Annotated in this window: 16 protein-coding genes and 1 pseudogene; 8 read left to right on the top strand and 9 right to left on the bottom strand. The window is 69.0% G+C overall.

All coding sequences use genetic code 11. The annotated features are described in order from the left end of the window. Positions 1–90: 90 nt before the first annotated feature. Positions 91–831 carry an archaeal proteasome endopeptidase complex subunit alpha gene (psmA, locus tag U5918_RS14460; RefSeq protein WP_336002170.1) on the top strand — a complete coding sequence of 247 codons (741 nt, stop codon included), beginning with the start codon at positions 91–93 and terminating at the stop codon, positions 829–831. Continuing rightward, entirely contained in the window at positions 828–1,541 is a 714-nt protein-coding gene (psmB, locus tag U5918_RS14455; protein ID WP_336002167.1) for an archaeal proteasome endopeptidase complex subunit beta, read from the top strand. The genes psmA and psmB overlap by 4 nt, the downstream gene beginning before the upstream one ends. A gap of 81 nt (positions 1,542–1,622) precedes the next feature. Here psmB and U5918_RS14450 read toward each other — a convergent pair. The 3 genes and pseudogenes from U5918_RS14450 to gfcR form a co-directional block, all read right to left on the bottom strand. Then, a pseudogene (locus U5918_RS14450) lies at positions 1,623–2,558 on the bottom strand (formate/nitrite transporter family protein); the annotation flags it as partial. A 56-nt stretch (positions 2,559–2,614) separates the two neighbouring features. Beyond that, complete coding sequence (gene trmB / locus U5918_RS14445) at positions 2,615–3,664, bottom strand: HTH-type sugar sensing transcriptional regulator TrmB (protein ID WP_336002163.1); 1,050 nt, start codon at positions 3,662–3,664, stop codon at positions 2,615–2,617. Between the two features lie 41 nt (positions 3,665–3,705). Continuing rightward, positions 3,706–4,341 (bottom strand): transcriptional regulator GfcR, encoded by a 636-nt coding sequence (gene gfcR, locus U5918_RS14440; RefSeq protein WP_336002161.1) that lies wholly within the window; start codon positions 4,339–4,341, stop codon positions 3,706–3,708. A 133-nt stretch (positions 4,342–4,474) separates the two neighbouring features. On the opposite strand from gfcR, the gene U5918_RS14435 reads away from it, so the two are divergent. Continuing rightward, positions 4,475–5,755 (top strand): HAD family hydrolase, encoded by a 1,281-nt coding sequence (locus U5918_RS14435; RefSeq protein WP_336002160.1) that lies wholly within the window; start codon positions 4,475–4,477, stop codon positions 5,753–5,755. A gap of 3 nt (positions 5,756–5,758) precedes the next feature. Here the strand turns inward: U5918_RS14435 and U5918_RS14430 are convergent, their stop codons facing one another. Both U5918_RS14430 and U5918_RS14425 read right to left on the bottom strand, forming a co-directional pair. Continuing rightward, positions 5,759–5,968, bottom strand: a complete 210-nt coding sequence (locus U5918_RS14430) for a hypothetical protein (RefSeq protein WP_336002158.1) — start codon at positions 5,966–5,968, stop codon at positions 5,759–5,761. Between the two features lie 66 nt (positions 5,969–6,034). After that, on the bottom strand, positions 6,035–6,331 hold the full coding sequence (locus U5918_RS14425; RefSeq protein WP_336002156.1) for a ubiquitin family protein: 297 nt from the start codon (positions 6,329–6,331) through the stop codon (positions 6,035–6,037). Between the two features lie 130 nt (positions 6,332–6,461). Between U5918_RS14425 and U5918_RS14420 the strand changes: the two genes are divergently transcribed. From U5918_RS14420 to U5918_RS14405, 4 genes are all read left to right on the top strand, one after another. Then, the gene (locus U5918_RS14420; RefSeq protein ID WP_336002155.1) at positions 6,462–7,370 is read left to right on the top strand and encodes a dihydrodipicolinate synthase family protein; all 909 of its coding nucleotides are present in this window, start codon (positions 6,462–6,464) and stop codon (positions 7,368–7,370) included. A gap of 57 nt (positions 7,371–7,427) precedes the next feature. Next, complete coding sequence (locus U5918_RS14415; RefSeq protein ID WP_336002154.1) at positions 7,428–7,691, top strand: hypothetical protein; 264 nt, start codon at positions 7,428–7,430, stop codon at positions 7,689–7,691. Between the two features lie 63 nt (positions 7,692–7,754). Next, positions 7,755–8,993, top strand: a complete 1,239-nt coding sequence (locus U5918_RS14410; protein WP_336002152.1) for a mandelate racemase/muconate lactonizing enzyme family protein — start codon at positions 7,755–7,757, stop codon at positions 8,991–8,993. Positions 8,994–9,123: 130 nt separating this feature from the next. Further along, entirely contained in the window at positions 9,124–10,920 is a 1,797-nt protein-coding gene (locus U5918_RS14405; RefSeq protein ID WP_336002151.1) for a histidine kinase N-terminal 7TM domain-containing protein, read from the top strand. Between the two features lie 30 nt (positions 10,921–10,950). Here U5918_RS14405 and U5918_RS14400 read toward each other — a convergent pair whose 3' ends face one another. From U5918_RS14400 to glpA, 4 genes are all read right to left on the bottom strand, one after another. Beyond that, positions 10,951–11,517: a hypothetical protein gene (locus U5918_RS14400; RefSeq protein WP_336002149.1), complete on the bottom strand. Its 567-nt coding sequence runs from the start codon at positions 11,515–11,517 to the stop codon at positions 10,951–10,953. 103 nt (positions 11,518–11,620) lie between these two features. Continuing rightward, positions 11,621–13,003, bottom strand: coding sequence for an anaerobic glycerol-3-phosphate dehydrogenase subunit C (locus U5918_RS14395; RefSeq protein WP_418771286.1), 1,383 nt, complete (start codon positions 13,001–13,003; stop codon positions 11,621–11,623). After that, positions 13,000–14,265: a glycerol-3-phosphate dehydrogenase subunit GlpB gene (gene glpB, locus U5918_RS14390; RefSeq protein ID WP_336002148.1), complete on the bottom strand. Its 1,266-nt coding sequence runs from the start codon at positions 14,263–14,265 to the stop codon at positions 13,000–13,002. Before glpB ends, U5918_RS14395 begins: the two co-directional genes overlap by 4 nt. Beyond that, the gene (gene glpA / locus U5918_RS14385; protein ID WP_336002147.1) at positions 14,255–15,931 is read right to left on the bottom strand and encodes an anaerobic glycerol-3-phosphate dehydrogenase subunit GlpA; all 1,677 of its coding nucleotides are present in this window, start codon (positions 15,929–15,931) and stop codon (positions 14,255–14,257) included. The genes glpB and glpA overlap by 11 nt, the downstream gene beginning before the upstream one ends. A gap of 100 nt (positions 15,932–16,031) precedes the next feature. Between glpA and glpK the strand changes: the two genes are divergently transcribed. Next, on the top strand, positions 16,032–17,570 hold the full coding sequence (glpK, locus tag U5918_RS14380; RefSeq protein WP_336002145.1) for a glycerol kinase GlpK: 1,539 nt from the start codon (positions 16,032–16,034) through the stop codon (positions 17,568–17,570). The last annotated feature ends 1 nt before the right edge of the window (position 17,571 follow it).

Genomic DNA, 17,571 nt, shown 5'->3' with positions numbered 1-17,571 from the left:
GGTGACGGTGTCACTTGCTACCATAAACGGGTTTAAATACGGGAGGCACTAACCCAAGGTGAAGGCCACCCCCGGCTTTCGATGCAAACTATGCAGGGAAACGCACAACAGCAGGCCTACGACCGGGGAATCACGATCTTCTCCCCGGACGGACGCCTCTATCAGGTCGAGTACGCGCGTGAGGCCGTCAAGCGCGGCACCGCGAGCGTCGGTGTCCGCACCGAGGACGGCGTCGTCCTCGCCGCCGACACGCGCGTGCGCTCTCCGCTCTTGGAGCGTGAGAGCGTCGAAAAGCTACACAAGATCGACGACCACATCGGCATCGCCAGCGCCGGCCACGTGGCCGACGCCCGCCAGCTGATCGACTTCGCGCGCCGCGACGCGCAGGTCAACCAGCTCCGCTACGGCGAGCCCATCGGCGTCGAAGGACTCACCAAGGACATCACCGACCAGATCCAGCAGTACACCCAGACGGGCGGCGCGCGCCCGTTCGGTGTCGCGCTGATCGTCGGCGGGATCCAGAACGGCGAGCCGCGCCTGTTCGAGACCGATCCGTCCGGCACGCCCTACGAGTGGCAGGCGCTCGCCGTGGGCGGCAACCGCGAGGACCTCATCGACTTCTTCGAAGAGGAGTACCGCGAGGACCTCGATCTGGACGGCGGGATCGACCTCGCACTGCGCGGCCTCGACACGGTCGGCGACGAGGACCTCGACCCCGAGGGCGTCGCTCTCGGCACGGTCGACGTCGAGACCGAGCAGTACCGCCGCCACGAGACCGAGGAGATCGAACAGTACGTCGAGGAGATCGACACCGGAGGTGACGAGGAATGACCGACATGAACCCAGTCGGCGGCGCACCGAGCCTGGAGGAGGGGCTGCAGAACCCCTACGAACCCGAGCTCGGGACGCTGCCCAACACGACCGACAAGGACAACGAGAAGGTCAACGAGACCGGGACGACCACGATCGGCATCACGACGGACGACGGCGTCGTCGTGGCGACCGACCGCCGCGCGTCGCTGGGCGGCCGGTTCGTCTCGAACAAGAACGTCCAGAAGGTAGAGCAGATCCACCCGACCGCGGCGCTGACGCTCGTGGGCTCCGTGGGCGGTGCCCAGTCCTTCATCCGCTCGCTGCGCGCGGAGGTCAACCTCTACGAGGCCCGCCGCGGCGAGGACATCAGCATCGAGGCGCTGGCGACGCTCGCGGGTAACTTCGCCCGCGGCGGCCCCTTCTTCGCGATCAACCCGATCCTCGGGGGCGTCGACGACGAGGGCAGCCACGTCTTCAGCATCGACCCCGCCGGCGGCGTGATGGAGGACGACTACACCGTCACGGGCTCCGGCCTCACGGTCGCGTACGGGACCCTCGAGAGCCAGTACGAGGACGACCTCTCGATGGACGAGGCGACGACCGTCGCCGCCGACGCGGTCAGCGCGGCCGCCGAGCGCGACACCGGCTCCGGTAACGGCCTCGTCATCGCCGAGGTCACCGGCGAGGGCGTCGAGATCGACACCTACGAGTACGACGACCTGCTCTGAGACCGTCCGCGCGCTCGTTTTTCCACCGGCGCCGACCGCGGCGCCGGACTCGCCGGCCGCTCAGTTTTCTCGCCGCCGTCGCGGCACGTAGGACCGTCCAGCGCGCCGCCCGAGCAGCCACTCGCGGCGCGAGAGCCGCCGTTGCAGGCCGTCCTCGCGGGCCTCGGCGACTCGCCGTTCGGTCGTCTGGAAGTAGTTGACTACGGACACGAGCAGGACGCCGCCGAGCGTGTTGCCGAGCAAGACCGGCAGGACGAACCCGACGAACCCCGCGAGCGGCTGCCCCTGGCCGACGGCGACGAGGTAGACGAGTTCGGTAAAGGAGACGGCGACGTGGAACAGGTTCCCCAGCGGGATCCCGAGGAAGGCGATGTAGACGAGGACGACCCGCGAGATGGAGTCCTGAACGGCGTAGACCACCCAGACGACCCCGGCGACGAGCAGGCCGGCGACGCTTCCCTTGAAGAGGAGGTCCCAGAATGGGGTCGAGACACCTTTGCTGGCGATCGCGGTCGCCGACGCCGCGGCCTCGGGCGGAAAGACGCCGGTCGCGGCGAGGAAGAGGGCGCCGAGCCCGCCGCCGGCGAAGTTCCCGACCAACACGACGGCCCAGGTCCGCAGGAGCCGCGGGACGCTCGCGAGTCGGTCGAGCACCAGCACCACCGGCGGGAGCGTGTTCTCGGTGTAGAGCTGGTAGCGCCCGACGACGATGTAGACGAACCCGAGCGGGTACAGCAGGGCGCTCCCGATCGGATCGCCCCCGGTCGCGGCCGTGAGCGACGCGTAGAGGAGGAACGTGAGCGTGATGGCGAAGCCGGCGGCGAGCGCGCTGAAAAACAGCGTCCGGACCCCCGTCGTCGCCTCGGCGTCCGCGGCGGCGAGGATCCGCTGGAACACCTCGTGGGTCTCGAACCGGTCCGACACGGTCGCGCCCATCTCGGGTGCGTCCGGGGTGGTCGGACTCGTCCGGTCGGCGGACTCGTCGCCCTCCGCCGAGGGCCGCGGATCGTCTCCCATTGGACTCGGGTCCACGTCCGGCGTAAAAAGCGTCGGCCCCGATCGCAATCCGTGACTTACACGCCCGGCGGACTGCCCTCACCGATCCGGATCTCGTGGGCCTCGACGTCCTCGAGCGCGGCGACCTGGCCGCCGACCTCGACGGGGCCGTCCTCGGTCTCGACGAGCAGCGTCGCCGTCTCGCGGCCGGCGCCGAAAGCGGCCTGATCGATGGGGCCCTCGATCACCGCCTCGTCGCCGGTCACCACGTCGCGGCCCTCGATGGAGGCGTAGAAGTCGCCCTCGGCGCCCCGCAGGTCCGAGATACAGCGGCGGATGGTCGCGTAGCGGCGCGGGAACGGGCGGTCGTCGTCGCCCTCGGTGACGGTCTCGGCGGTCGTCCAGAGGACGGTGTTGAGAAAGCCGGAGACGAGAAAGCCCAGTTCCGAGCGGTTGAAGATGACGCCGTAGCGGTCGCGGTCGCCCTGCAGCGCGTCCTGGGTGGCGTAGATCGAGTAGTTCCCGTCGGCGACGGCGACGACGGGCGTGGTGATCCCCCGGCGGGCTCTGACCGTCGTGGCGATATCGAGGTAGTCGAACTCGTCGGCCGGAGGCACGTCCGCGGCCGGGGACAGGAGGAGTTCGATCGCGACGCCGTCCTCGTGTTTCGCCCGCAGATCGTCGGCGAACCGGTCGAGCAACTCGGTGTCGAGCGAGAGGATCAGTTCGTACTCGGCGGCGCCGACGATCTCTTCGAGATAGCGCAGGATCGTCGAGCGGGACTTGATCAGGGAGACCGCCTCGGTGTCCCGAGCGGGGGCGGTGTAGCGAGCCGAGAGGTCGTCGACGAGGTCGTCGAGCGAGGACTGGAAGTCGGCGAAGGCCGTCTCGGGGTCGACCGCCAGCACGCGCATCGGGCGGGACTCCTGGAGTTCGACGAGGCCGAGGTCGGCGAGGTCGCGGACGGTGTCGTAGACGCGGGGCTGGGGGATGTCCGTTCGCTCCGCGATCTCGGCGGCGGTGAGCTGCCCGTGTTCGACGATCGTGAGGTAGGCCGTGGCCTCGTACTCGCCGAAGTCGAACCGGTCGGCGACCCGTGACAGCGCGGCGTGGAGGTCCTCGCTCATCGTCCGTGCTCACGCCGACGAGTCAAATCAGTGTGTCCCTTCTACTCGTCGTTGCCGACGCGGATGACCTGCACCAGCGAGTAGACGGGGACGCCCTCGATGTCCGAGACGCCCTGCTTGTCGACGAGGACGACGCAGGCGATCGGTTCGCCGCCCTGCTCGCGAATGGCCTGCACCGTTTCCGTCATCGTCGTCCCGCTCGTGATGGTGTCGTCGACGACGTAGCACTCCCGGTCGCGGATGCCCGCGAAGTTCCGGGAGAAGGTTCCACCGAGATCCGCCATGTCGTCGTCGTCCCACTGGTGTTTGCGCGGCGCGTAGGTCGCCAGGTCCGTGTCGAGTTCGCGCGCGACCGCCGTCGCCAGCGGCGCGCCGGCCTTCTCGATCCCGATGGTCAGGTCGACTTCCTCGCCCTGCTTCAGGAGGAGATCGGCCATCGTCGAGCCGATATGCCACAGCCGGTTCGAGTCCCGACCGATCGCGCTCCAGTCGACGTGGATGTCCTCGGGGCCGCCGCTCACGTCCTGCTCCGGGGTCGTCTGGGGGCCGTCGCTGCGCTCGACCAGCCAGCTCGCGGTCTCGCGGGAGACGTTCAACTCGTCCGCGATCTCACCCTTCGAGAGACCGCGCTCGGCCAGCTCCGCCGCGCTGGTCATCAGATCGTCGATGTTCTTCATACCTGTCCCGTTCGCCGCCGCCGGTAATGGCCTTTTTCCCGTGGCGACGGCTCCGTCACCGGGATCGGCGAACGCTCGCGGATCGACGCGCCGCCCCCGCAGCCTTTTGCCCGTCCGCGACGGAATCGAAGGCATGGAGCGGTACGACCAGCTCTACCGGCTGTTCGCGGACTTCGACACCGGACGGCTCCGGGCCTACCAGGACTTCGTCGACCTGTTTCCCCCCGTCGACTCCCGGGTGGCCCTCGAACACTGGCAGAACGCCAGCGAGGAGCTCGCCGCCGGCAAAGACGAGATCCGCGAGGCCTTCCCCGACGTCGGCGAGACCTTCGCCGAGGTCGCCGCGACCGCCACCCGCGAGCAGGCCTTCACCGCGCTGGACCTCTACACGGAGTACGGGCGGGCCGTCAACGTGCTGGTGCTCGACGTGGACGAGACCCTCCGGTCGGCCGGTCGCACGGACAACGAGATCCCCCGCGACACGCTGCACATCCTGACGGAGTTCCACGAGGCCGGGACGCCCATCGTCGTCTGCACCGGCCAGACCCTCGAGAACGTCAAGGGCTTCCTGATCCAGGGGCTGGGCAACGAACTCGTCCACTCCGGGGACGTGAGCGTCGTCTACGAGGCCGGCACCGGCGTCTTCACCCCCGGCCACGGCGGCGACACCAAGCAACTCCTCTACGCGGACCTCGACGACGAGATCCGGGCGGTCTTCGACGCCGTGCGCTCCCGCGTCCTCTCCGAAGCTCCCGAGGCCCTCCGGCGGGGCTGTCACCTCCAGGGCAACGAGTTCAACGTCACCATGAAGCCGAACTTCGAGACGGGGAGCACCCAGGCCCGGGCGGTGATCGACGAGGCGCTGGTCTACATGCTCGACCTGCTCGGCGAGGCGGTGCTGTCCGAAGTCGGCGCGGATGGGGACGCGGGAGACGCCGAGACCGCCGACCCCGAGACCGCCGGCGCGTGGGCGCGAGCGTACTACGCCGCAGAGGACCCGGAGATCCGGGGCGTGCTGGAAGGGACGGGGGAGACGGTCGACCACGATCCGGCGGACGTACCCGACCCCGTCGCGGCGGTCTTCGAGCGGATCGACGTGGCCTACTACGAGGCCGACGCGGCCGAGATCGGGAGCCTCGAACTCAACAAGGTGGCCGGCGTCGAGGCGGCCCTCGACGTGCTCGGGATCGACGACCCCTTCTCGCTCGTGATGGGCGACTCGAAGAGCGACCTCCGGGTGATGGAGTGGGCCGCGGCGAACGACGCCGGCATCGCGGCCGCCCCGGACCACGCCTCCCGCGACGTGTTGGCACACGTCGTTGGGACTGACGAACTCGTCTTCGATCCGGGCGACGCGACGGACGTACTGGCGACGATCTACGCGCTGAATCGGCTGGCACGACTGGACTCGTGATCGTCACTCCTCGCGTCGCAGTTCTTCGAGTTCCTCCCCTTTCGCCTGGAGGTGGGCGATCTCACGCTCGGCCCCCGTGTTGGCCCCACCGTGTGCGTAGCGGACGGACGCGTCGAGGACGGACGGGACGAAGCGACTGTCCGCCGACTCCTCGTCGTCGCCGTCCTGGTCACCGGCGCGGATGCCGAGCCACTGGAGGATGCGGGAGCGCATACCAAAAGGTTAGTCGAGCGAAGTGAAAAGCGTTCGGCCGCGCGCGTCGGCGGTCGGGAACCCGGGTCAGGCGGAGCCGCTGACTTTCTCGTGTTCGGAGGTGAGGTGGAACTCCAGGGCGTCGCCCGGCGTGAGTTCCGAGTCCGCCGTCACCGGTTCGTGTTCCGCGTCGGGATTGCGGACGGCGATGACGTCCGAGCGAAGTCGGTTGCCGTCGAGGATCCCGCTCTGTACCTGGGAGCCATAGAGCGCCGCGAGGCGGTCGATGACGTCACGTACCGTCTCTCCCTCCCGCACGCCGACGTGTGCCTCCTGGGCCCCGACCCGTGCCGCGAGCGAGCGGCTGATTTCGATGTCGCACATCTTGCTCTCCCCTACCGGCTCCAGCGCCAAAAAGTTAACTCACTCCCGAAAAAGAACCTCGGACCGTCGCCGGCGGGGCGCGTCCGCCCGCGGGGGAACCTATTACCGACCGGGCGTGGACGAGTCGACGATGGCAGATTCGACCACCGGGAGCGCCGATCCGCTCTCCCTGCACGGTGTGGTCCCCCCGACCGTCACGGCCTTCGACGACGAGGCCGTCGACCCGGAGGCCTCAGCGGCCCACGCCCGGTTCGTCGTCGAGGGCGGCTGTCACGGCGTCTTCCCGCTCGGCACGAACGGCGAGTTCGTCCTGCTGACGACCGAGGAACGCCGCCGCGTCGTCGAGGCCGTCGTGGACGAGATCGACTCGGTGCCGGTCCTCCCCGGCGTCGGCGCGCCCAGTACCCGGGAGTCGGTCGCGAACGCCGAGCACGCCGCCGAGGCCGGCGCCGACGGCGTCATCGCCGTCACGCCGTACTACTACCCGCTCGACGACGCGGCGGCCGTCGATCACTACCGCCGGATCGCCGACGCCGTGGACGTGCCCGTCTACGTCTACCACATCCCGCCCCGGACCGGGAACGCGCTCTCCCTCTCCGCGCTCGGGGAGATCGCCGAGATCGAGGGGGTTGCGGGCCTCAAAGACTCCAGCAAGGACGTGCCCTGGCTCGCACAGGCCATCGACCGCCACCCCGAGTTGAGCTTCCTCGCCGGGTCCGACTCCCTCCTCTTTCCCGGCCTCGAGATCGGCTGTTCGGGCCTGGTCAGCGCCGTCGCCAACGTCTTCCCGGAACTCGTCGTCGACCTCTACGAGGCCTACCAGGCGGGCGAAGAGGACCGCGCCCAGGAGCTCCAGAGCACGGTCTACGACGTCCGGGACGCGATGGGCCGAGGCTCCTACATGGCCGGCGTCAAGACCGCCCTCTCGCTGCGGGACCTCGACTTCGACGTCGGTGGGCTCCGTCGCCCGCTCCGGCGGATGGACGAGAGAGATCGCCAGGCCCTCGAGGGCGACCTCCGGGACCTGGGACTGCTCTGACCCCGCGACGGCGAACGACCCCAAACGTTGATAGCGCTGCCGGGGCCAGTCGAGAGCATGTTGCGGTCGATCGGTCGCTTCGTCGGGACGCCCGCCGTGGTCGTGACGCTGTTTTTCGGGATCGGGATGGTGATCGTGGCCGCGACCCGGGACAGTCAGGCCGTCCAGCTGGTCGCCGCCTTCGTCGCCGTGTTGCTGGTCTTCGTCAGCCTCGCCATGCTGTTCGTCGTCTTCATCAAGCGGCTCAACGCCGACATCGACTCCGAGCGCCACGATCTCAGACGGGAACTCGACGCACTGGTCGAAGACGACGAGAAGTAGGTCGCCCGGTACTGGTCACCGGGTCGCCCCCGCGTTTTACTGTCCGGACGTGGAACGGAGGCCATGGGAATCGACTACGAGACGCTTCGCGACCCCAACGCGGAGTATACGATGCGTGACCTCTCCGCGGAGACGATGGGCTGCCGGGCGAAACGCGGCGGCGGCCGTGACGTCGAGATCACGGACGTCCAGACCACGATGGTCGACGGCAACTTCCCGTGGACGCTCGTCCGGGTCTACACCGACGCCGGGATCGTCGGCACCGGCGAGGCCTACTGGGGCGCGGGCGTCCCGGAGCTGATCGCCCGCATGAAGCCCTTCCTCCTCGGCGAGAACCCCCTCGATATCGACCGCCTCTACGAACACCTGATCCAGCGGATGTCCGGCGAGGGGTCCCTCGCGGGCGTCACCGTCACCGCAATCTCGGGGATCGAGGTGGCGCTGCACGATCTCGCGGGGAAGATCCTCGAGGTGCCCGCCTACCAGTTGCTGGGCGGAAAGTACCGCGACGAGGTCCGGGTCTACTGCGACTGCCACGCGGGCGAAGAGCGCGAACCCGCGGCCAACGCCGACGAAGCCGAACGCGTCGTCGAGGACCTGGGCTACGACGCGCTGAAGTTCGACCTCGACGTGCGCTCGGGCGGGGAGAAAGACCGCGCCAACCGCCACCTGCGCAACCCCGAGATCGAACACAAGACCGAGATCGTGCGGGCAGTCACCGAGGCGGTCGGCGACCGCGCGGACGTGGCCTTCGACTGCCACTGGTCGTTCTCGACGGGGAGCGCGAAGCGACTCGCCAGCACCCTCGAAGACGAGGACGTCTGGTGGCTGGAGGACCCGGTCCCGCCCGAGAACCACGACGCCCAGCGCGAGGTCACGCGGACGACGACCGTCCCCATCGCCGCCGGAGAGAACGTCTACCGCAAACACGGCCACCGCCGGCTCCTCGAAGAGCAGGCCGTCGACGTGATCGCCCCGGACCTGCCGAAGGTCGGTGGAATGCGCGAAACCCGCAAGATCGCAGACCTCGCGGACACCTACTACGTGCCGGTCGCCATGCACAACGTCTCCTCGCCGGTGGCGACGGTCGCCGCTGCCCACGTAGGTACCGCCATTCCGAACTCGCTGGCCGTCGAGTTCCACTCCTACGAACTGGACTGGTGGGGCGACCTCGTCGAGGAAACCGTCATCGAGGCGGGTCGCATCGAGGTCCCGGAGGAGCCCGGGCTGGGCGTGACCCTCGACATGGACGCCGTCGCCGAACATCTGGTCGATGGGGAGGACCTTTTCGAGGAAGCCTGAGCGTCTTCGGGCCCGGTGAGCGAAGCGAACCGGTGTTCGACGCGGCATCGCCCCCCGCGAGGGGAGCGGACGTTATCAGAGGTGATAGAATTGTGCGTAGACTTAACACGCGACGCCTCGATGTCGAGGTATGTTCATCGGCATCCCTGTCCTGGCAGGGCTGCTGGTCGTCTCAGGAGTGCTCTCGACGCTGGTAGCGGCGTTTCTCTGGAACGAGCGGCCCAAATCGGGGACGACGCCGCTCATGTTCGTCGAGATCAGCCTGGCGCTGTGGGCGTTCGGGCAGGCGATCGTCCTCGCCGGCGACGGACTCGCGACGAAGACGGGCGGCTACGCGATCACGCTGTTCGCGATGGCCACGATCGGGCCTTCGCTGTTCCTCTTCGCCCGGCAGTACACGGGACACCCGAGCGGTGCCTCCCGGGAACTGGTCGCCGGACTCGCGGTCGTCCCCGCCGTCGTGCTCGTCCTCGGAGCGACGAACGTCGGCGACCTGGCCTGGGTCGACCCGACGCTGGTCCAGGACGCGGCAGTGGCGAACCTCTCGCTGTCCTATGGCCCCGTGTTCTGGGGCGTCGTCGTCTACACCTACGCGTTGCTCTTCGTCGGCGACTACCTGCTGTTCGGGAAGTTCGTCGGCTCGCGGAACGTCTACCGCAAACGGACCTTCTTCTTCCTGGCCTACAGCGTCCTGCTGACCGGCTGTCACGCCCTGAGCACGGCGGGCCTGAGTCCAGTGCCCCACTACACGCTCGCGCCGCTGGCGAACCTGGTGTTCGGGTCGCTGTCGCTGCTCGTGTTCGTCGGGTTCCGATCGTACGAGTTCCTCCCGCTGAAACCGCTGCTCGAACTGTTCGGCTCCCGGTCGAAGAGCCTCGCGCCGGTGGCCCGGACCGCGATGATCGAGGAGATGGGCGGGGGGATGCTCGTCACCGACCACCGGAACCGCGTCGTCGACATCAACCCGATGGGGCGGAAGATCCTCGGCGATCCCGAGGCGCGCGTGGTCGGCCGGCAACTGGAGGACGTGTTGCCCCCGGACATCTTCGTCGACGACGCCGACGTTGACCTCCTCGATCCGGAGGCTGCGGGCGAGTTCCCGGCGATCTGGGTCCGGACTCCCACCGGTGAGAAGCGGTGTTTCGACGTGACGGTCACCAGACTGGACGGCGATGACGGCGCCGCCGGCCGCGTCTCGCTGATCCACGACGTGACCGAGCGCGAGCGCCGCAAACAGGCCCTCGAGGAGCGCACCGAAGAGCTCAGACGCCAGAACGAACAGCTCGACGAGTTCGCCAGCATCGTCTCCCACGACCTCCGCAACCCGCTCAACGTCGCCGAGAGCGCGATCGAACTCGCCAGACACAACGAGGAGCTGTCGGTGCTCGACCGCGCCGAGGGCGCTCACGATCGCATGGAAGACATCATCGAGAACGTCCTGACGCTCGCCCGACAGGGCCAGACCGTCGACGACACGGAAGCGGTCGAGCTACACGCCATCGCCCGGGAGGCCTGGGCGAACGTCGACACGGAGGCCAGCGACCTCCAGCTGGTCGAAAACGAGACCGTCCGGGCGGACCGGACCCGCCTGTTGCAGGTGTTCGAGAACCTCTTTCGGAACTCGATAGAACACGGCACCAGTGAAGACGGCGACGACGTGACCGTCACGGTCGGGACGCTCCGGGACGGGTTCTACGTCGAAGACGACGGGCCCGGTATCCCCGAAGACCAGCAGTCCGAGGTACTCGACCAGGGGTTCACCACCTCCGAGAACGGGACCGGTTTCGGCCTGGCGATCGTCGAAACCGTCGCCGACGCGCACGGCTGGGACGTCACCGTGACCGACGCTCCTACCGGCGGTGCCCGGTTCGAGTTCAGCGGCATCGCGACCGACGAATCGACGGTGCAGGACGAGGCGCTCACCTGAGCCGGCCAAGCCGTCCGGGGCCGACGCCGGTCAGTCCTCGAGGTGTCGCACGACGGTGTGGCGACAGCGCTCGTGCGGGACGAGGTCGTCGGCCCGCTCGGGCGTCCCGGACGAGTGTTCGCTCGCAGCGTCCCGGATGAGTTCCCGTAATTCGTCGAGAGACACCGGGCCGCGGTCGTCGATCGCCGCTCGCACGTCAGCACAGACGGGCGAGTCGTCCTGGCCGACGGAGTCGACCCACCGGAACCGGACGTCGCCGCCCGCCTGCTCTGTGTACCTGCGGACGCGGGCGAGGTTCCGGATCGACGCCACCTCCGTGTCGACGACGGTCCGGGCCCGCTCCTCGTCGAGGTCGAGTTCGCGCACCACCCGGTCGGCGATCATCGACCGGGCGTAGCCCTCCTCCCGCGTCAGTTCGGCGGCGAGGATCTCGGCGACGCGACGCGCCTCCTCGCCCGGCAGCCCGTAGTGTTCGAGGATCGCCCCAGCCCGCCGCTCCACGTCGACGACGAGGTCGAGCCCGCCGTCGCCGTCACTGCCACCAGCACCCGACTCGCCCTCGCCCAGCAGCCCGGTAACCCAGTCTCGCAAACCCATAGGCGACGGTTCCGGCCTCGCGATTATAAAGTTCGGCGGCGTTTCGGTGGGGAGAACGACGGAGGCGTCGGTCCGCGGGTACCGTCACGGCCAGGCCCGCCGTTCAGTCCGCGACCAGCGCGTCTTCCAGCACCTCCAGGGGATGGCGGATCTCGTAGCCCGTGCCGTGTTCCATCTGCATCGCGCAGGTCGGACACTCCGTCAGGCCCGTCTCCCCTTCGGCGTCGGCCATCTCCTCGAACATCTCCTCGCCGATGGCCATCGATTTGTCGTACTTCTCGGCCTTCCAGCCGTAGGTGCCGGAGATGCCCGAACAGGAGTCGCCGACGTCTTCGACGGCGACGCCGTCCAGGTCCCGGAACAGTTCGACTGCCTGCCGGTCAAGTCCCTGGTTGCGTGCGTGGCAGGGCGCGTGATAGGCCAGGTCGTCTCCTTCGACTTCGGCTTCGGCGAGCGCCCCCCGGAGGTCCTCGTGGATCCGCAGGTACTCCAGGGCCTCGAACGTATGGGCCGCCACGTCGTCGATACCGTCGAGGGAGAACAGTTCGGGGTACTCCTGGCGCAGCGACATCGAGCAGGAGGTACAGGAACAGATCACGTCGTACCCGCCGTCGACGAGTTCGGAGAGCGAGGACACGTTCGTCTCCGCGTCCCGCCGCGCGTCGGCGAGCATGCCGTTCGCGAACATCGGCGTCCCCGAACAGCCCTGCTCGGGGACCGCGACCTCGTAGCCGAAGTGCTCGAAGACGGAGACCAGAGCCTTCGCCACTTCGGGCGTGTTGTAGTTGGCGTAGCAGCCGTGGAAGTACGCGACGCGCTTCTCGTCCGATTGGATCCCTGCCCCGCCACGCTCGGCTCGCGCCTCCCGCGCTCGCTCCTTCGAGGCGGCTGCGCCGCCTCGCCTCTCCCACCACTCCCGGAAGGTCTCCTCGGCGAACTCGGGGAACTCCCGTTCGGCGGTGAGCCCGAACAGTTTCTCGCCGAGCGTTCGCACGATCGAATTGCCCACGAGGGCATTCGTCAGCCGGGGGACCTTGCTCCCGAGCCACGCGCCCGTTCGGTAGTTCGCGAGCACGCGGTTGCGCCAGTACTCGACCGAGAGTTTGCTCATCCCCTCGCGAACGTACTCTGCGCGAGCCTCGTTGTGCATCTGGCTGAGGGGGACGTCCGCCGGGCAGGCGTCGTCGCAGCGCATGCAATTCGAGCAGTCCATGACCGAGGCGTCGATCTCGGCGTCGTCCTTGCGCTTGAGCCGCCACTGCTCTGGTCCCTGGAACTTCGGCCCGGGGAACTCGTCGTCCACTTCCGCGACCGGGCAGTTCGTATCGCAGGTCGAGCACTTGTAACAGGAGTCGGCCCCGCCGCGGAGGTCAAGGTCCCCCTCGGGGAACACCTGCACGGGATCGAACTCGTCGCCGGCGTGCTCGTCGCCGCTCCCGTTCTCGCCCGGTACCCCGCCGTCGTCTGGAGTGTCAGCGTCGCTCACGTGTGTTCACCTGCCAGTCTGCCCGCGCGGACGCCGGTCGCCAGCGAGACGCCGCTGCCGGACTTCTCGGCCGCGAAGTCGTAGTTTCCCAATACTGAGCCCGCCGCCCGGAGGTTCTCGAACTCGGGAGTGCCGGACGCGTCCAGCGGCCGCAAATCGCGGTCGGGGTCGACGCCGAAGCGCGCGAACCGATGGTCGCCGAACGCGTCGTCGTCGAACCAGTCGTAACGGTCGGGCGGGTGGGGGACGTGACAGTCGAAGATCGGTTCCGCGACGCCGTCCCGGTCCGAATCGATCCCCTTTCCGACCAGGCCGCCGGTCGCCAGGACGAACTGCTCGGCCGCGTAGGGGACGCTGGCGCCGTTCCGATCAACGGTGACCGACTCGATCCGGTCGTCGCCCGCGAATCCCATCACCGGGTTCCCCGTCTCGATGCGAACGCCGGCCGCGTCCAGCGCGTCGTAGAGCCGGTCTTCGAGCCGCAGGCCGGGGAGGCTCGGCGGTCCCATCGGGACCTCGAACACGGCCGCGCCCAGACGGTCGGCCAGTTCGTCTCGCACCGCATTCGGGTGATCGTCGCCGAGAACCGCCGGGAATCCCACTCTGGCTTCCCCGTCCAGATGGGCAACGACGCGGTCGGCGAGCGCGCTGCGGACCGGCCGACCGGCGTCAGTCGATTCGTCGCGGTCGAGGAGGTGCGCGAATCGCGTCACCTTCGGCTCCGCGGTCAGGTCGGCCGAGAACTCGACGGTCACGCCGCGGGCCTCGAAGGGGGGGTCCGCGGCGTTCAAGCGCGCGGCCGCCAGCGGCGCGTCGAACCCCACCAGTCGCTCGAAGCCCACCAGCAGCATGTCGCGGGTGTCGCTGGCCAACCCCTCGGCCGCGCTCGCCGAGTACCGCGCCGTCGGCTTGAGCCGACCCCCGAAGGTCGGGACCAGCGCGTTCCGATCGGTCCTCTTTCCCTCGTAGGAATCACCGCAAATGTCGTCGAACATCGCCAGTCCGGCCTCGACGGCGTCCCGGCCCACGCGCTCGTAGGGGTGGCCTTCGGGGAGGTCGGCGAAGTGCTCGAACGGCTCGGCCAGCGGGCCTTCGCCATCGGGGGTGTAGCCGAGCACGTCGATCAGCCCGCTGGCGTGGCGGAGGGTGGGCTGTTTGGCCGACACCAGGCGGACGTCCGCACCCGTCCGGGCGGCCGCGATGGCCGCGGTCGCTCCCGCGAGTCCGCCGCCGATCACCAGGACCTCCTGTTCAATCGCCACCCGTGGCACCTCCGTCGAAGGCGTCGAAGTCGACGTCGTCGTCCCGCACAGTTCGACCCCGGTTCATCGTCGTCGCGTGCAGCGCGTAGGTGAGCATCGCCTGCGAGAGCTGTTCACCCCAGAGCGCGTGGCGCTGGCCTTTCCAGCGCTCCTGGTAGAGGTCGTCCAGCGCGGCCGCGGCCCGCTCGGGGTCGTACTCGGGATGCAGTTCCTGGGCCATCGCGTGCGCGCAGAAGCCGCCCTGGCAGTTGCCCATCGACGCCCGGGTCCTGATCCGGACGGCGTTCAGGTCCGTCCCGGATTCGGCGACGGCGTCCTGCACTTCCGCGCGGGTGACCCCCTCGCAGGAACAGACCACGGGGTTGGGATCCTCGGTATCGAGCACCTCGGCGGACCGGTCGCCCAGTCGTTGCTTGCTCCGGCGGGCGACCGGCGAGGTGAGCCCGAAGTCGTCCATCGCCTCGTCCAGGACGCGCTCGTCCCGGCTCCCGGGAAGTGGAACGTCGGCGGTCCGGCAGGGCGCCGAGACGCCCAGGCGCTCGCAGACGTGGTCGCTGACCGCCTCGGCCATCAGCCGATAGGTCGTGAACTTCCCGCCGACGACGGTCGTGAGTCCGGGTCGCGCGTCCCGGTCGGCGTGGTCCAGGAGGAAGAAGTCGCGCGTGACGTCGGTGGGGTCCTCGGTTCCGGCCTCCGGCGGTTCGTACAGCGGGCGCACGCCCCAGTAGGAGCGGATCGTTCTGGCGTCCCGGAGAACCGGGAGCAGTTCCGCGAGCTGGTCGATCAGCAGGTCGACCTCCCACTGTTTTTCGGGGTAGTCCCCGGGGTCCTCGACCTCCTCGTCGGTCGTGCCCAGAATGCACGTGGTCTCGTGGGGCACGACGATGTCGGCGTCGCCCTTGGGCCGACAGCGGTTGATCACCGTGTCGACCTGCCGGACGTTCATCACGGTCATGACGCCCTTCGAGGGCCGGACGGCGACGTCGACGCCGGCCAGTTCGCCGATCCGGCCGGCCCACGCACCGGTCGCGTTGACGACGTGATCGGCCTCGATGCGCTCCGTGGTGCCCGGACTGGCGTGGGTTCGCTTCCCGGGCCCGCTCTCGTGTTCGACCTCCGCGCCGACGACCTCGCCGGCCTCGACGATGAGGTCGGTGACCCGAGCGTGGGTCTCGATCCGCGCGCCGCGGTTCCGGGCGCTCGCCGCGTTCGCCACGCAGAGCCGGAACGGGTCGACCGCCCCGTCCGGCACCGCGATGGCCTTCTCGACGTCCTCGGCGAGGTAGGGCTCGCGTTCGCGGGCCTCTCGGCCGGTGAGGACCTCGGCTGGGATGTCGCACTCGTCGCAGCCCCGCAGTTTCCGCTCGAAGTAGTCTTCGTCGTCCTCCGGACGCTCGACGAACAGGCCGCCGGTCTCCTCGACGCAGTGGCTGGCCACGTCTTCGAGGATCCGCATCTCGGCGATGCACTCGCGGGCGCTCGACTGGTCGGCCACGGCGTAGCGCGCGCCGCTGTGGAGCAGGCCGTGCATGCGCCCGGTCGTTCCGTGGGTGAGGTTGCCCTGCTCGACGAGCGTGACGTCGAGGCCGCGCATCGCCAGGTCGCGGGCGATGCCACAGCCCGTCGAGCCGCCCCCGATCACCAGCACCGTCGGAGTTGCCGCCATCTACCGCCGCGTGGGACCCCGGACACTAAGCTTCACCGTCGCGGGGCTCGACCGACGCGTACCTTCAAGTCGGATCTGGCTGTACTGCCCCCACGCGACCATGGGAGACAGCTACGTCGGGGCGATCGACCAGGGGACGACCGGGACCCGCTTCATGGTCTTCGACCACGGGGGACAGGTGGTCGCCGACGCCTACGAGCGACACGAACAGATCTACCCCGAACCCGGCTGGGTCGAGCACGACCCCGTCGAGATCTGGGAGACCACGAAGCGAGTCATCGCCGCCGCGCTCGAGGAGGCCGGCCTGGACGCGACCCAGCTGGCCGCGCTGGGAATCACCAACCAGCGCGAGACCACGCTCGTCTGGGACGCTGCAACGGGCGATCCGATCCACAACGCCATCGTCTGGCAGGACCGCCGGACGACCGACCGCGTCGAGCAACTGGAACGAGAGGGGAAAGTCGAGTGGATCCGGGAGAAAACAGGGCTAGAGGCCGACGCCTACTTCTCGGCCACGAAGATCGAGTGGTTGCTGGACGAGGCCGATCCGATCAAGATGGAGCGGACGCGGCCGGCGGACGTGCGCGACCGCGCGGAGGCGGGCGAACTCCTGTTCGGGACGATCGATAGCTGGTTGATCTACAACCTCACGGGAAACCACGTCACCGACGTCACCAACGCCTCGCGGACGATGCTGTACGACATTCACGAGATGGCGTGGGACGACGACCTCCTCGACGAGTTCTCGGTCCCCGAGGCCGTGCTGCCAGAGGTCCGACCGTCCTCGGACGAGGCGCTGTACGGGACCACCGACCCCGACGGCTTCCTCGGCGCCGAGGTGCCCGTCGCCGGCGCGCTCGGCGACCAGCAGGCCGCGCTGTTCGGCCAGACCTGCTTCGACGCCGGCGACGCGAAGAACACCTACGGCACCGGTTCGTTCTTCCTGCTGAACACCGGCACCGAGGCCGTCGAGAGCGACCACGGCCTGCTGACGACGGTCGGCTTCCAGCGCTCGGGCGAACCGGTCCGCTACGCGCTGGAGGGCTCGATCTTCGTCACCGGCGCGGCCATCGAGTGGCTCGAAGACGTCGACCTGATCGAGGACCCCACCGAGACCGCTGAACTCGCGCGGTCGGTCGACGGCACCGACGGCGTCTACGTCGTCCCGGCGTTCACCGGCCTCGGCGCGCCCCACTGGGACGGGCGCGCCCGCGGGACCATCGTGGGGATGACCCGGGGCACCCGCCGCGAGCACATCGTCCGCGCGACGCTAGAGGCCATCGCCTACCAGACCCGCGACGTGGCCGAGGCCATGGAGGCCGACGCCGGCGTCGAGATCGGGAGTCTGAAAGTCGACGGCGGCGCGGTCAAGAACAACTTCCTCTGTCAGCTGCAGGCCGACATCGTCGGGACCGACATCGTCCGGCCGGAAGTCGACGAGACCACGGCGCTGGGCGCGGCGTACGCGGCCGGCCTCGCCGTCGGCTACTGGGACTCCCTCGAGGAACTGCGCGCCAACTGGCACGTCGACGCCGCCTTCGAACCGGAGATGGACCCGGACCGCGCGGACGCCCGCCACGACCGCTGGCTGGACGCCGTCGAGTGCGCGAAGGGGTGGGCGCGCGACGGCGTAGACTGAG

Source organism: Halorientalis sp. LT38, assembly GCF_037031225.1.
Taxonomy (GTDB): Archaea; Halobacteriota; Halobacteria; order Halobacteriales; family Haloarculaceae; genus Halorientalis; species Halorientalis halophila.
This window is presented reverse-complemented; position numbering and strand designations above follow the sequence as displayed.